This window comes from Thermocrispum municipale DSM 44069, from assembly GCF_000427825.1.
Classification (GTDB): Bacteria; Actinomycetota; Actinomycetes; order Mycobacteriales; family Pseudonocardiaceae; genus Thermocrispum; species Thermocrispum municipale.
On sequence record NZ_ATYT01000006.1, the window covers coordinates 208,898 to 222,300 of the forward strand.

The following is a 13,403-nucleotide window of genomic DNA, read 5'->3' on the forward strand; positions in this document are numbered from 1 at the left end:
TCTCAGTCCTCGTCGTCGGACTCATCGGGGTCGTCGATCTCGCCGAGCATTCCGTACAGCGCTTTGCGCAGCTGGTTGATCATGGCCACCGCCTTCTTCCGCTGCGCCGGTGAGCCGACGGTCGCCACCTGCATCAAGGCGCCGCGGAGCGCTGCCGCCGCCTGGTGCAACTCGACCTCGGTGGGTTCGACGTCGATCTGCTCCCACGGCGGGGCACCGAGATTCTCGGCAGCTTCCTTACCCTCGTCGGTCAGTCGGAACAGGCGCTTGCCACCCTTGCCGCCGACGTCCTCGATCAATCCCTCGTCGTTGAGCAGCTGCAGCGTCGGATAGATCGAGCCGGGACTCGGCTTCCAGAACCCACCGCTGCGCTCCGCGATCTCGCTGATCATTTCGTATCCGTGCATCGGCTCGTCGGCTTCGGCGAGCAAGGTCAGGATGGCCGCACGCACGTCGCCGCGCTTTCCGCGTCCACGCCGACGTCCCCGGCCGTGCCAGCCGGGACCCCAGGGGCCGCCGAACGGGCTGGGGGAAGGGCCGAACGGTCCGAACGGGCCGCCCGGATGGCGTGATCGCCATGCCCGTGGGTCGTCCCCGTGCAGCGCGGCGAGCCGGGCGACGCGACGGAGTTTTTCTTCCTTCATCATCAATACCTCCAATCGGTTTCGACTGTTAACGATATATCGGAAACGATCGAGATGCAACGTCGCATGGTGAAATGGGTCGCCTGGGGGCGTCGTCGCTGGTCAGCGCGGCGTCGTGCGACACTGGAGGGCGTGTCTTCGCCACTGCCCTTGGTTTTCGATGCGCCCAAACGTGGCCTGCCGCCTCGGCACCTGGCCGACCTCACGCTTGCCGAGCGCACGGAAGCGGTGGCGGCGCTGGGGGAGAAGCCGTTCCGGGCCAAGCAGCTTTCGCGCCACTACTTCGCGCGCCTGAACGTCGACCCGGCACAGATGACCGACATCCCGGCGGCTGCCCGTGAGCGGCTGGCCACCGAGCTGATGCCGCAGCTGCTGACCGAGGTTCGTTCGGTCGAATGCGACGACGGAGCTACGCGCAAGACGCTCTGGCGCGCGCACGACGGCACGCTTCTGGAAAGCGTGCTGATGCGCTACCCGGATCGTGCGACGCTGTGCATCTCCAGCCAGGCTGGTTGTGGCATGGCGTGCCCGTTCTGCGCGACGGGGCAGGGCGGATTGCAGCGCAACCTGTCCACCGCGGAGATCGTCGACCAGGTTCGCTCGGCTGCGGCGGTGATGCGGGACGGGGTGCTGCCCGGGCCGGACGGCAAGCCGGCGCCGGGGCGCCTGTCCAACGTCGTGTTCATGGGCATGGGCGAGCCCCTGGCCAACTACAAGCGGGTGGTGGCCGCGGTTCGGCGCATCACCGATCCCACGCCGTCCGGCCTGGGAATCTCGCAGCGCTCCGTGACGGTCTCGACCGTCGGATTGGCGCCGGCGATCCGCAAGCTGGCCGACGAAGGGTTGCAGGTGCGGCTGGCGGTGTCCCTGCATACCCCGGACGACGAGCTGCGCGACACGTTGGTCCCGGTGAACAACCGGTGGTCGATCGACGAGGTGCTGCAAGCGGCGAAGTACTACATCGATCGCACGTCGCGGCGGGTCAGTATCGAGTACGCCCTGATTCGTGACGTGAACGACCAGCCGTGGCGCGCCGACCTGTTGGCGAAGCGTCTGCGCGAGCACCTGGGGTATCTGGTGCACGTCAATGTCATCCCGTTGAATCCGACGCCGGGCTCGAAGTGGGACGCATCCCCCAAGGATGTGGAGCGTGAGTTCGTTCGCCGGGTCAACGAAGGCGGCGTGACCTGCACCGTTCGTGACACCCGCGGCCAGGAGATCGCCGCTGCGTGTGGGCAGCTCGCCGCGGAGAACTGAGCCTGGGGGCGGGGTCGTCGCCTACGACGTCACAGCGGAGAGCCAAGGTTGCGGACTGCCATCTGCCGACGATCCGCCCACTGAGCCCGCGGGACTTCGAGCCTGTCGGGGTCCGCGGCCGCTCGGCCTCGGTGTGCGGGGATCGGCTGTCGGATTGGGCGGCTCGCTGCGGTCCTGAGTCTGCGTGATCGGCTGTCGACTCGGTGCGACGCGACGTTCTGCTGACAGCAGAACGCGCTCCGCGTGGCCGAGCCGAATGCCAGGATGATCGCATGGCTGAAGCGCGCATTCACCCTCTGACGCCGTCCGTGCCGGAGCCGACGGAGACCGCCGCGTTGTGGCGTGAGCGGCTCGGCAAAACGTTGCGCGCTGTCAGAGAGTCCCGGCAGGCGAGGCTGGTCGACGTGGCCGAACGGGCCGGCATCTCGCCGCAGTACTTGTCGGAGATCGAGCGTGGGCGCAAGGAGCCGTCGAGCGAGATGATCGCCGCGGTGGTCGGCGCCCTCGGTGTCGATCTGGATCATGTCCTGGCGGACGTTCTCGAGCGAGCGGGTCGGCGCGTACGCCCGGCGAGTCGGGTGGCATCGCTGCGCCGTCCGGGTCGCACACGGGCGGCCGGTCGCTTCGAGATCGGCCAGAAACAGACGCCGACGCTGCGGGCGATTTCGCCGCCGGCAGGGCCGGTATTGATGGCCGCCTAGGCGGCAGCCGGCAGGTTTCGTGGCGGGGCCCGGCCGGATCGAGAAGGCCAGTAGTCGACGGCCGTGGCCGTGTGGCGCCGCACAGGCCAGTTGCTTGGGTAGCTGCCACGAGCGGCCTCCAGGTGGCTGCCACGTGCGGCTTCTCAGTGACTGCCCACGAGCGGCTTCTAGGTGGCTGTCACGCGCGGTGCTCACACGGCGGCTTCCGTTTGTTGAACCTGCCGCCGCGGGAGCTCGGACTCCGAGAGCTCGAGCTCCCGCGCTGAGGGGGCCTGTCGGTACCACGGCGCTCCCCAACGTTGCCGCTGTGGCCGTTTGGCGTGCCGTGGCTGGTGGAGCCTGCGCTCCTCGTCGCAGTTGCGACTGAGGGCCGCTCCTCGTCGCGGTCACGGCCGCTTGCTCCCGTGCCCTCGTCACGTAATCACGGCCGGTTGGTCAGCACCATGTCGGCCAACCCGTACTCCACCGCTCCGGCGGCGTCGAAGACCCGGTCGCGATCGGTGTCGTGCCGGAGCTGTTCGACCGAGCGCCCCGTGTGCTCACTCAAGATCGCCTCGAACTGGGCGCGGACGCGCACCACCTCGTCGGCTTGCAGGATGAGATCCGGGATCGAACCACGGCCCTGCGCGGCGGGCTGGTGCAGTACGACGCGCGAGTGCGGCAGCACCGCGCGGTGCCCCGGCTCGCCGCCGGCCAGCAGCACAGCGCCCGCGGCCACCGCCTGCCCGACGCACGTGGTGTACACCGGCGCCTTGATGTAGGTCATGGTGTCGTAGATCGCCAGCATCGCGGACGGATCGCCGCCCTCACAGTTGATGTAGAGGTTGATGCTCTCCTCCGGGGACTCCGCCTCCAGATGCAACATCTGCGCGATCAGCGCGTTGGCCACCCCGGAGTCGATCGCGGTACCGAGGTAGACCACCCGCTCGCTCAGCAGGTGCGAGTAGACGTCCATGATCCGCTCGCTGCCCGCGGTCCGGGTGATCACGTTGGGAATCGTGTACGTGCTCATCAGTCGGCCACCATCCCGAACTTGGCCCTCCGCAGCGGGCCTTCCACCTGGGCGAAGTCCTCGACGATGTGGTCGATGAAGCCGTACTCGAGCGCCTCTTGCGTGGTGAACCACCGGTCGTGCAGCGAGTCGGTGAAGACCCGCTCGAGGTCCTGACCGGTGTCCTGGGCGATCAGTCCGAGCACGGTGTCCCGGGTGTGGCGCAAGTCATCGGCCTGCACCTCGACCTCGACGGCCGAGCCGCCGATCCCCGCCGAGCCCTGGTGCATCAGGATCCGAGCGTGCGGCAGGGCGTAGCGCTTGCCCTTGGTGCCCGCGGACAGCAGGAACTGGCCTGCGCTGCATGCGAGCCCGAGGGCGACGGTTGTGACGTCGCACGGCACCAGCTTCATCACGTCGCGGATGGCCAGCATCGACGGCACGGAGCCGCCGGGTGAGTGGATCCACAGCGCGATGTCCTTGGTCGGGTCCTGCGCCGCGAGCATGAGGATCTGCGTGGTCAGCGCCGTGCCGTTGTCGTCGTCGAGCTGGCCGTCCAACACCAGCACGCGGTGCCGCCGCAGGTCCTCGCGCATCTGTTTGTCGAAGATTCGCGGGATTTCGTCGTCGCTCATGGCCCGATCCTGCGTGTGCTTCGGGCGGCGGCGCCGGTGAATCTGCTCAGGGCTGCTTCGCTCACGGCGGACGGGTGGAGCTCACGGCGGACGGGTGGAGGTCACGGCGGACGGGTGGAGCTCACGGCGGACGGATGGACCGACCGGCCTGGGCGCAGGGTGTTCGTCGCCACTGCGTGCCTCGGGCCGAACGGGGGTATCCGGAAGGTGACGACCGCCACCGCGACAACGTGGGCGGCTTTCACCTAAGGTTAGCCTTAGCTAAACCGTCCAGGGAGGTCCCGTGACAGTAACTACGGCCAGGCGAGCGATCGTCCGGGATTCGCTGGCCATGCCTGCCGTGGTGGTGTCGACCACCCAGCTCAACCCCCACATGGTACGGGTTCGGCTGCACTGTGACGAGATCGAGAAATTCGACTACGCGGGACCGGACCATCTGGTGCGCGTTTTCCTCCCGCCGAGGCCCGGCGCCGAGCTGCACCTTCCCATCGGTGCCCGCTGGTGGCCCGAGGTGTGCGCCATGCCGGAGGCCGTCCGCCCCGTGGTGCGCAACTACACCGTGCGCGCCATCGACCGGATCACCGGCGAACTCGACATCGACTTCGTCCTGCACGGCGACGAAGGCCCGGCGTCCTCCTGGGCTCGGCGCGCCGTCCCGGGCGACAAGATCGGCATCCTCTCCGACGGTGCTCGGTTCGAGCCGCCTGCGACCACGCGCCGCCTGTTGTTGGTCGGCGACGAGACCGCCCTGCCCGCCATCAGCGCCACGCTCGAGCAGCTCCACCCGGAGATCGAGGCCCTGGTGCTGCTCGAGGTCGACGACGTCGACTGGGAACTCGAGCTGTTCTGCCCGCCGAATGCCGAGATCCGGTGGCTGCACCGCGCGCCGACCGCAGCGCCCCGGGGTCTCCGGGTGCTGAACGAACTGCGATCGGCGACGGTGCAACCGCAGGACTGCTACGCGTGGGTGGCCGGCGAATCGAGCCTGGCCACCTCGGTGCGCAGACACCTGGTCAACGAGCGCGGGTTCGGCAAGGACCAGGTCTACTTCTGCGGCTACTGGCGGCAGCCGGAGATCACGCCTCGCTGAGCGCGGGCTGCGGCCGAGGAACTCGCCGCCGCGCGCCGGCGATCCGCTGACTGAACAACAGTCCCACGACGATCAGTCCGAGCCCGATGATCTGGCGAGCGCTGAGCAGCTCGCCCGCGATCGCGGTCCCGAGCAGCACGCCGGTAGCCGGGTTGAGCAGTCCGATCAGGCCGACGGCCGATGCGGGCAGGTGGGCAAGACCGTTGAACCAGGCCGCGTAGGCGATTGCGGTGGACACCAACCCCACGTACACGTAGCCGGCGATCGCGGCGCCGTCCAGCGGCGGGAGCCAGCCCTCGACGGAGATCGCCACCGGCGTGAGCAGCAGCCCACCCGCGACCAATTGCCAGGCCGTCGACGTCAGGGCATCGACGTCGCCGGTGTTCCACCGCTTGGCCAGGATGAAGCCCAGCGAGGACATCAGCATCGCCGACGCCGATGCGACCACGCCGATCGGATCGACGTCATGAACCGCGGTGAACACCATGAGACAGGCGCCGGTGATGCCGATCGCGGCCCCGGCCAGTGCCCTGGCCGTCGGCTTCTCCGACGCCAGGGGCCAGGCCAGCAGGATCAGCGCGGCGGGGGACAGGGCCATGATCGTGGAAGCCAGGCTGCTGGGCAGGGACTGCGCCGCGACGTAGATCAGCACGAAGAACGCGCCGACGTTGAGCGTGCCGAGGACCAGCGATTTCCACCACCAGGACCCATGTGGCAGCCGGGGGCGGAAAGCGAGCAGGATGAGACCAGCCGGCAGCGCGCGCAGCATCCCGCCGAGCAGGGGATGTCCGGGAGGAATGAACTCGTGAGCGACGAAGTACGTCGAGCCCCACGCAATCGGAGCGATCGCGGTGACGAGGCTCCAACGCAAGGTATTTTCCATGGAAACCAAGATACTTTCCAAGGAAAACACCGCAACGAGGCGTCCCAACCAATGGACCACGTAGCGCGTATCCAGGCTGCCTGGGCCGACGTGTGGCCGGAGCTCGACGTCAGCCCGATCGGAGTCATCGGTCGTCTGCACCGCGTCGGCTTGCTGCTCACCGACCAGCTACGACTGATTTACCGGCGCTTCGGGCTCAGCGAGGGCGAGTTCGACGTCCTGGCGACACTGCGCCGGGCAGGGGAGCCGTTCGAGCGCGCACCGGGCGAGATCGCGGCGCACACCATGGTCACCACCAGCGCGGTCACCAAACGCATCGATCGCCTGGAGTGCGCGGGCCTGGTGACCCGCCGCCCGAGCGAGGAGGACGGCCGTGGCCGGGTCGTGGCATTGACACCGGCAGGCCGCGACCTCATCGACCGGGCCGTGGTGGAGCACCTGCGCAACGAACGGCGGCTGCTGTCCGAGCTCACCCCGGAGCAGGTCAAGGAGCTCGAGCAGTTGCTCACCATCTGGCTGGAGAAGTTGGAGCCGCCGCGGCCCTGCTGACTACACGAAGTACCGCAGCCAGACGTAGACCCAAGCCAGCGCGACGCTCCAGATCGTGACGATGATGCCGTATTTGGTGAACTGCCAGAAGCTGATGTGGTGACCGCTGCGGGCCGCGATGCCGATGGCGACCACGTTCGCGCTCGCGGCCACTGCCGTGCCGTTACCACCGAAGTCGGCGCCCAGCGCGAACGCCCACCACAAGGCGTCCGCGGTGGCCGGGTCCGTGATGCCGTCGGTGATGCCCTGCACGATGGGCGCCAGCGTCGCGACGTACGGGATGTTGTCGAAGAATGCGCCGAAGACCGCCGAGCCGAACAGCAAACCGGTCGCCGCCAGCAGGTAGTTGTCGCCGAACACGGTGGCGGTGTACTCGCCGACGGTGGCGATGACGCCGGTGTGCACCAACCCGGCGACCATCACGAACAGGCCGAAGAAGAAGATCAGCGTCGGCCATTCCACCTCTTCCATCACGTCGTTGACGTCGGCGTTGGTGACCAACAGCATCAGGCCGGCGCCGACCAGAGCCACGATCGCGGGGTCGAGGCCGACCACGGTCTGCAAGCAGAAGCCCAGCACGACCAGCGCGAACACCGCGAGGCAGCGACGCAACATCCGCATGTCGGTGATCGCCCGGCGCTCGTTCAACGCCATCACCGAAGCGACCCGCTCCGGGTGGTACTCGAACGAGTTGCGGAACAGCCAGCGGGTGAGCAGCACGAACAGCGCGAAGATCGCCACCACGACCGGCGCCATGTGGATCAGGAAGTCGTTGAACGTCAGGCCCGCCCGGCTACCGATGATGATGTTCGGCGGATCACCGATCAGCGTGGCCGCACCGCCGATGTTGGACGCCAGGATCTCCGCGATCAGATACGGCTGAGGGGAAATTCGCAGCCGGTTGCACACGACCATGGTCACCGGCGCGACCAGCATGATCGTGGTGACGTTGTCCAGGAACGGCGAGCCGATCGCGGTGATCAGCATCAGCATGACCATCAGCCGGTACGGCTTGCCGCGCGACTTCTTCGCCGCCCAGATCGCCAGGAAGTCGAACAAACCGGTCTGCTTGACGATCCCGACGATGATCATCATCCCGAACAGCAGGAAGATGACGTTCCAGTCGATGCCTTCGTGTTCGGAGAAGAAGACCTCGGAGCCGGGAATCAGGCCGAACACGGCCATGACACCCGCCGCGATCAGCACCACCTTGACCTTGTTGATCTTTTCGGTGGCAATGAAGAAGTACGCGACGATGAAGATCGAGAGTGCCGCGATGGCACTCATCGGCTCGCTCCGAATCCGCCGTTGTCGTCCGGCCCGAACACGGCGAGGCTGGTGATCAGCCGCTCAAGCGTGATGCCACCGGTCAGCCTGCCGTGCGAGTCCACGACGGCGACCAACGGGCTGTGGGCACGCGCCATGAGCGCGGCGACCTCGAGCAATGTCGCGTCTGATTGCACGGTCACCGGCTTCGGCACGGGTTTGGGGATGCAGTCGCCGACCGTCCGTTCGCCGAGTTCCATCCAGAACTGATCGGCGTGTTCCTCGTCGATGGTGCGCGTCAGCGCCGGATCTTCCTGGAACGCGTCGGGTACGGCCAGGCGCAGCACCTGGGTTCCGGGTAGGACGAAGGACGGACGCCCTTTCGCATCGACTACCACCAAGCCAGGGAGCCTGCGCACGGCCATCAGGCGCACTGCACGGGAAACGACGTCGTCCGCGGTCACGGTGGGCACGTTCTGGGCGATGTCGCCAGCCTGCATCGGGGTCTTCCGTCCGTTTGTGGTCACGGGCATCCCGGGGCCTCAGTCGCCCGGGATGCCATTCAATCGTTAGCCGGGCGAAGGGTGCATCGGTGCGAACACCCATACTCGATCGGGTAAACCATGTATATCCGGCGCCGCCGGGCAGCGCAGGACGCGGGTCGCGCCTCGGCGAAACTGGGTGTTGCCCCGTATGGACAGCCGCCGAGCCACCGGCGAAGCTCGGCTGAAGACCAAGGAGGGCCGCCCATGTCGCTGTTCGGGCGGATATTCCTGCTCAACGCGATCGTGCTGGTGGTGGCCGGTGCCGCGCTTCTGCTCGGACCAGTCACTGTATCGACACCAGTGCTGCTCACGGAAGTCCTGATCGTCGGCGCGGGTGTGCTGGTGGTGCTGGTGGCAAACGCAGTGCTGCTGCGGGTCAGCCTGGCTCCGCTGCACCGCTTGACGCGCGCGATGAGTACGACGGACTTGCTCAAACCGGTGCCCCGGCTGCCCGCTCGCGGACGCGGTGAGGTCGCCGAGCTGATCCGGACGTTCAACGCCATGCTCGACCGGCTGGAGGCCGAGCGAGGTTCCAGTGCGGCCCGTGCGCTGTCGGCGCAAGAGGCCGAGCGGCGGCGGGTGGCGCAGGAGCTGCACGACGAGGTCGGGCAGACGCTGACCGCGGTGCTGCTGGAGCTCAAACGGGTGGCCGATCATGCCGACGAGGACGTCCGCCAGGAGCTGCACCAGGTGCAGGAGACCACGCGCAGCAGCCTCGACGAGATTCGTCGCATCGCCCGCAGGTTGCGGCCAGGTGTGCTGGAGGAGCTGGGGCTGACCAGTGCGTTGAAGGCGCTGGCGGCCGAATCGACCATCACCGTCAAGCGCCGCATCGACCCGGACATCCCACCGTTGGACCCGCAGGTCGAACTCGTCATCTATCGCGTGGCGCAGGAAGGACTGACCAACACCGCCCGGCACTCCCGGGCCACCCGCGCCGAACTGCACCTGATGGTCGACGACGACGCGATCGTGCTGCTGGTCCGTGACAACGGGCGCGGGCTGGGCGACAGCCCGGAAGGCGCGGGCATCCGCGGCATGCGGGAGCGAGCGCTGCTCGTCGGCGCCCAGCTGGACTTGACTTCTGGCGCAGGTGGCGGCACCGAGGTGTGCCTCCGCGTCCCCGTTCGTGAACTGGAGCGCAGGTGAGCACCACGACGTCGAAGATCCGCATCCTGCTGGCCGACGACCACCAGCTGGTGCGTCGCGGCGTGCGGATGATCCTGGACAGCGAGCCGGACCTGGCGGTGATCGCGGAGGCCGGCGACGGGGCGGAAGCGGTCGCCAAGGCCAAACAGGAGCGGCCGGACCTGGCGATCCTGGACATCGCGATGCCCCGGATGACCGGCCTGCAGGCGGCTCGCGAACTGACCAGGCAGATTCCCGGCATCCGCGTGCTGATGCTGACCATGTACGACAACGAGCAGTACTTGTTCGAGGCGCTCAAGGCAGGTGCGTCCGGGTACGTGCTCAAGTCGGTGGCCGACCGCGACCTGGTGGAGGCCTGCCGGGCGGCGATGCGCGGCGAACCGTTCCTCTACCCCGGGGCGGTCAGCGCCTTGATCCGCAGCTTCCTGGACCGCGCCGAGGAGGACGAGCCGCCCCGAGTGATCACCGAGCGGGAGGAAGAGGTCCTCAAGCTCGTCGCCGAGGGCCACTCGTCCAGGGACATCGCCGCCATGCTGCACATCAGCGTCAAGACGGTCGAGCGGCACCGGGCCAACCTGCTGCAGAAGCTCGGGCTGCGGGACCGGCTGGAGCTGACCCGCTACGCCATCCGGGCCGGGCTCATCGAGCCCTGACGTCAGGCGAGCAGGTCCTTGATCAGCGTGGCGACCTCGTCGATCTCGATCAGGAACGAGTCGTGCCCGTACGGCGAGGAGATCACCCGCGCCGGGCCGGACGTCGGGATGCCGTCGGCGAGCTCGTGCGACTGGTACAGCGGGTACAACCGGTCGCTGTCGAACCCGGCGACGATGGTGCGTGCGGTGATCCGCTTCAGCGCTTCGCCGACGCCGCCACGGTCGCGGCCCACGTCGTGCAGGTTCATCGCGCGCGTCAGCACCACGTAGCTGTTCGCGTCGAACCGCCGAACGAGCTTGTCCGCGTGGTGGTCGAGGTAGGACTCGACGGCGAACCTGCCACCGGTCAGCGGATTCTCGTCGTCCTGCGGTGATCGGCCGAACCGGACCGCCAGCTCGTGCTCGCTGCGGTAGGACAGGTGTGCGATCCGGCGGGCGATGCCCAGACCGGCGTGTGGGCCGCCGCCGGCAGGCGCGTCGTAGTAGTCGCCGCCTCGCCAGTTGGGGTCGGACAGGATGGCGTGGATCTGCGGGCTTGCCCAGGCGATCTGCTCGGCCGAGCTCGCGGCGGGACAGGCCAACAGCAGGGCGGTCGCGACACGATGCGGGTAGCCTGCCGCCCACTCCAGCGCGCGCATGCCACCCATCGATCCGCCGAGTACCGCGGCCCAGCGCTCGATGCCGAGATGGTCGGCCAGCGCAATCTCCGCGTTGACCTGATCGCGGATGGTGATCTGCGGGAAGCGCGACCCCCACGGACGTCCGTCCGGAGCCGGCGACGCCGGTCCGGTGGAGCCCTGACATCCGCCGAGCACGTTGGGCACCACGACGAACCATTCGTCGGTGTCGAGCGCCCGACCCGGCCCGATCAGACCGTCCCACCAGCCCGGGCTGGGATGTCCCGGTTCGACCGGTCCTGCCGCGTGGCTGTCGCCGGTCAACGCGTGTTCGATCAGGACGGCGTTGGAACCGTCCGCGTTCAACCGACCCCACGTCTCGTAGGCGAGTACGTACCCAGGTAGCTGTTCACCCACCTCGAGCCGAAACGGCTCGGGGTGGGTGTAGAACAACCGGCGACCAAGCGGATCCCCCGCCCGCCACGCACCGGTGGCAGGCGGGGGGAGGGAATGACCAGGTGTCACAGCGCCGCCTTGGCGGCCCGGAAGCCGGTCTCCAGATCCGCCTTGAGGTCCTCGAGTCCTTCCAGCCCGACCGACAGCCGCACCAGACCCGGGGTCACGCCGCTGGCCAACTGCTCCTCCGGGCTGAGCTGGCTGTGCGTGGTGCTGGCCGGGTGCACGATCAAGCTGCGTACGTCACCGATGTTGACCAGCTGGCTGTGCAGCTCGGTGCCGTCGACGAACGCCCGGCCCGCGTCCACACCGCCGCGCAGCTCGAACGACACCACGGCACCCGCGCCCTTCGGCAAGTACTTCTGCGCGGCCGCGTAGAACGGGCTGGACGGCAGACCCGCGTAGAACACGCGCTCCACCTCGTCCCGCTGCTCCAGCCACTCGGCCAGCGCCTGGGCATTGGACACGTGCCGCTCGATGCGTAGCGACAGCGTCTCGATGCCCTGCAGGATGAGGAACGCGTTCAGCGGGGCGATCGCCGCGCCCGTGTCACGCAGCAGCTGCACCCGGGCCTTCGCGGCGTACGCGCCCGGGCCGAGGGCCTCCCAGTACTTCAAGCCGTGGTAGCTCGGGTCGGGCTCGTTGAAGCCGGGGAACCGCTCCGGGTGCGCGCCGAAGTCGAACGTGCCGCCGTCGACCAGCACACCGGCGATCGTGGTGCCGTGGCCGCCCAGGTACTTGGTGGCCGAGTGCACGACCACGTCGGCGCCGTGCTCGATCGGGCGCAGCAGGTACGGGGTCGGCACGGTGTTGTCCACGATCAACGGCACACCGACCTCGTGCGCGATGTCGGCGACCGCACGGATGTCCAGCACGTTGCTGCCCGGGTTGGCCAGCGATTCGCCGAAGAACGCCTTGGTGTTCGGGCGGACCGCCGCGCGCCAGGCGTCCAGGTCGTCCTGGTCGTCGACGAAGCTGACCTCGACGCCCAACTTGGGCAGCGTGTAGTGGAACAGGTTGTAGGTGCCGCCGTACAGCGACGGGCTCGACACGACGTGGTCGCCCGCGCCCGCGAGGTTGAGGATCGCCGCGGTGGTGGCCGCCGATCCGGACGCGAACGCCAGCGCGGCGACACCGCCCTCGAGCGCGGCCACACGCTGCTCGAGCACGTCCTGCGTCGGGTTCATGATCCGGGTGTAGATGTTGCCCGGCTCGGCGAGGCTGAACAGGTCCTCACCGTGCTTGGTGTCCCGGAAGACGTAGGACGTGGTCTGGTAGATCGGGGTGGCCCGGGAACCGGTGGTCGGGTCGGGTTGGGCACCTGCGTGGATCTGCTTGGTCTCGAACGACCAACCGTCGGCCATCGGCGTCTCCTCCAGTCGTGGCTGTACTGGATACGACGCTAACGATCGCGCCGGTGAGAGCCTACCGCGTCCACGATGCGAGAAGAGGTTTCCACCATTCGAGCGATCGGGTGGCACCCGCCAGGTCAGCCGCCTGCATCGGCCGGCGTGGCTTCGTGTCCGGACTCCCCAGGCGTGCGCCGTTGCGCTTTGAGCTGCGCTTCGTGCAGGTGCGGCATGCCGTTGGTCAGCTTGCGCGCTTGCTGCTCGAACTCCTTGAACGGCTGGTAGTAGGTCTCGTCGTAGTCCTCGACGACCTGGAACGTCCACCGGCCGGGAAGCACGTTGCGGCCCACGAGTTCGCGCTTGAGGCGCTCGGCCAGCTCGGTGTGCCCTGCCCGCTCCAGCCCCTCGACGGCCTCGCCGACCTTGAAGTCGGCCGACCCGGTGAGTTGATGGAACGCGTACAGGTGCCCGCGGGCGACCTCGACCGTCTCGAGTGCCTCGGTCAGTTTGCCGACGGCGTCGACCGTTTCCTCGTCGAGGCCGTCGGGCAGGCAATCGCTCAGGCGTGGATCACTCATGCCCGGCCGGATACCCGGTCGGGCGGAGTTCGATTCGCGG

General features: G+C 68.2%; 15 protein-coding genes. 6 read left to right on the forward strand and 9 right to left on the reverse strand.

All coding sequences use genetic code 11. The features are described 5' to 3' along the window. Nucleotides 1–2: 2 nt before the first annotated feature. A complete protein-coding gene (locus YWM_RS22645) occupies nt 3–452 on the reverse strand; it encodes a PadR family transcriptional regulator (RefSeq protein ID WP_043660093.1) in 450 nt (149 codons plus the stop codon). A 324-nt stretch (nt 453–776) separates the two neighbouring features. Between YWM_RS22645 and rlmN the strand changes: the two genes are divergently transcribed. Beyond that, on the forward strand, nt 777–1,901 hold the full coding sequence (gene rlmN, locus YWM_RS0107915) for a dual-specificity RNA methyltransferase RlmN (RefSeq protein WP_043660095.1): 1,125 nt from the start codon (nt 777–779) through the stop codon (nt 1,899–1,901). A 272-nt stretch (nt 1,902–2,173) separates the two neighbouring features. Then, nucleotides 2,174–2,602 carry a helix-turn-helix domain-containing protein gene (locus YWM_RS25635; RefSeq protein WP_084612248.1) on the forward strand — a complete coding sequence of 143 codons (429 nt, stop codon included), beginning with the start codon at nt 2,174–2,176 and terminating at the stop codon, nt 2,600–2,602. A gap of 421 nt (nt 2,603–3,023) precedes the next feature. Here YWM_RS25635 and YWM_RS0107925 read toward each other — a convergent pair whose 3' ends face one another. Together YWM_RS0107925 and YWM_RS0107930 are read right to left on the reverse strand one after the other, a co-directional pair. Next, nucleotides 3,024–3,614 carry a ClpP family protease gene (locus YWM_RS0107925; RefSeq protein WP_028850275.1) on the reverse strand — a complete coding sequence of 197 codons (591 nt, stop codon included), beginning with the start codon at nt 3,612–3,614 and terminating at the stop codon, nt 3,024–3,026. Then, entirely contained in the window at nt 3,614–4,228 is a 615-nt protein-coding gene (locus YWM_RS0107930) for a ClpP family protease (protein ID WP_028850276.1), read from the reverse strand. Before YWM_RS0107930 ends, YWM_RS0107925 begins: the two co-directional genes overlap by 1 nt. Nucleotides 4,229–4,511: 283 nt before the next feature. On the opposite strand from YWM_RS0107930, the gene YWM_RS0107940 reads away from it, so the two are divergent. Then, on the forward strand, nt 4,512–5,318 hold the full coding sequence (locus YWM_RS0107940) for a siderophore-interacting protein (RefSeq protein ID WP_156914700.1): 807 nt from the start codon (nt 4,512–4,514) through the stop codon (nt 5,316–5,318). On the opposite strand, the gene YWM_RS0107945 is transcribed toward YWM_RS0107940, so the two are convergent. Continuing rightward, the gene (locus YWM_RS0107945; protein ID WP_028850278.1) at nt 5,305–6,201 is read right to left on the reverse strand and encodes an EamA family transporter; all 897 of its coding nucleotides are present in this window, start codon (nt 6,199–6,201) and stop codon (nt 5,305–5,307) included. The two genes, YWM_RS0107940 and YWM_RS0107945, sit on opposite strands and share 14 nt — an antisense overlap. A 51-nt stretch (nt 6,202–6,252) precedes the next feature. Between YWM_RS0107945 and YWM_RS0107950 the strand changes: the two genes are divergently transcribed. Next, nucleotides 6,253–6,750 carry a MarR family winged helix-turn-helix transcriptional regulator gene (locus YWM_RS0107950; RefSeq protein ID WP_028850279.1) on the forward strand — a complete coding sequence of 166 codons (498 nt, stop codon included), beginning with the start codon at nt 6,253–6,255 and terminating at the stop codon, nt 6,748–6,750. On the opposite strand, the gene YWM_RS0107955 is transcribed toward YWM_RS0107950, so the two are convergent. Both YWM_RS0107955 and YWM_RS0107960 read right to left on the reverse strand, forming a co-directional pair. Beyond that, nucleotides 6,751–8,037, reverse strand: a complete 1,287-nt coding sequence (locus YWM_RS0107955) for an ArsB/NhaD family transporter (protein WP_028850280.1) — start codon at nt 8,035–8,037, stop codon at nt 6,751–6,753. Further along, nucleotides 8,034–8,516: a CBS domain-containing protein gene (locus tag YWM_RS0107960; protein WP_028850281.1), complete on the reverse strand. Its 483-nt coding sequence runs from the start codon at nt 8,514–8,516 to the stop codon at nt 8,034–8,036. Before YWM_RS0107960 ends, YWM_RS0107955 begins: the two co-directional genes overlap by 4 nt. A gap of 249 nt (nt 8,517–8,765) precedes the next feature. On the opposite strand from YWM_RS0107960, the gene YWM_RS0107965 reads away from it, so the two are divergent. Then, complete coding sequence (locus YWM_RS0107965; RefSeq protein ID WP_028850282.1) at nt 8,766–9,710, forward strand: HAMP domain-containing sensor histidine kinase; 945 nt, start codon at nt 8,766–8,768, stop codon at nt 9,708–9,710. Then, nucleotides 9,707–10,363: a response regulator gene (locus tag YWM_RS0107970; RefSeq protein ID WP_028850283.1), complete on the forward strand. Its 657-nt coding sequence runs from the start codon at nt 9,707–9,709 to the stop codon at nt 10,361–10,363. The genes YWM_RS0107965 and YWM_RS0107970 overlap by 4 nt, the downstream gene beginning before the upstream one ends. 2 nt (nt 10,364–10,365) lie before the next feature. Here YWM_RS0107970 and metX read toward each other — a convergent pair whose 3' ends face one another. From metX to YWM_RS0107985, 3 genes are all read right to left on the reverse strand, one after another. Further along, on the reverse strand, nt 10,366–11,505 hold the full coding sequence (gene metX, locus YWM_RS0107975; RefSeq protein WP_028850284.1) for a homoserine O-acetyltransferase MetX: 1,140 nt from the start codon (nt 11,503–11,505) through the stop codon (nt 10,366–10,368). Next, the gene (locus tag YWM_RS0107980) at nt 11,502–12,800 is read right to left on the reverse strand and encodes a bifunctional o-acetylhomoserine/o-acetylserine sulfhydrylase (protein ID WP_028850285.1); all 1,299 of its coding nucleotides are present in this window, start codon (nt 12,798–12,800) and stop codon (nt 11,502–11,504) included. Before YWM_RS0107980 ends, metX begins: the two co-directional genes overlap by 4 nt. 125 nt (nt 12,801–12,925) lie before the next feature. Beyond that, nucleotides 12,926–13,363: a hypothetical protein gene (locus YWM_RS0107985; RefSeq protein WP_028850286.1), complete on the reverse strand. Its 438-nt coding sequence runs from the start codon at nt 13,361–13,363 to the stop codon at nt 12,926–12,928. Between the last annotated feature and the right edge of the window lie 40 nt (nt 13,364–13,403).

What these genes read in the sequence shown, in the direction of transcription:
- YWM_RS0107930 (WP_028850276.1), bottom strand. Translation starts at nt 4,228, where the DNA reads ATGAGCGACGACGAAATCCCGCGAATCTTCGACAAACAGATGCGCGAG.
- YWM_RS0107960 (WP_028850281.1), bottom strand. Translation starts at nt 8,516, where the DNA reads ATGCAGGCTGGCGACATCGCCCAGAACGTGCCCACCGTGACCGCGGAC.
- YWM_RS0107955 (WP_028850280.1), bottom strand. Translation starts at nt 8,037, where the DNA reads ATGAGTGCCATCGCGGCACTCTCGATCTTCATCGTCGCGTACTTCTTC.
- YWM_RS0107945 (WP_028850278.1), bottom strand. Translation starts at nt 6,201, where the DNA reads ATGGAAAATACCTTGCGTTGGAGCCTCGTCACCGCGATCGCTCCGATT.
- YWM_RS0107980 (WP_028850285.1), bottom strand. Translation starts at nt 12,800, where the DNA reads ATGGCCGACGGTTGGTCGTTCGAGACCAAGCAGATCCACGCAGGTGCC.
- YWM_RS0107965 (WP_028850282.1), top strand. Translation starts at nt 8,766, where the DNA reads ATGTCGCTGTTCGGGCGGATATTCCTGCTCAACGCGATCGTGCTGGTG.
- YWM_RS0107950 (WP_028850279.1), top strand. Translation starts at nt 6,253, where the DNA reads ATGGACCACGTAGCGCGTATCCAGGCTGCCTGGGCCGACGTGTGGCCG.
- YWM_RS0107985 (WP_028850286.1), bottom strand. Translation starts at nt 13,363, where the DNA reads ATGAGTGATCCACGCCTGAGCGATTGCCTGCCCGACGGCCTCGACGAG.
- YWM_RS25635 (WP_084612248.1), top strand. Translation starts at nt 2,174, where the DNA reads ATGGCTGAAGCGCGCATTCACCCTCTGACGCCGTCCGTGCCGGAGCCG.
- YWM_RS0107925 (WP_028850275.1), bottom strand. Translation starts at nt 3,614, where the DNA reads ATGAGCACGTACACGATTCCCAACGTGATCACCCGGACCGCGGGCAGC.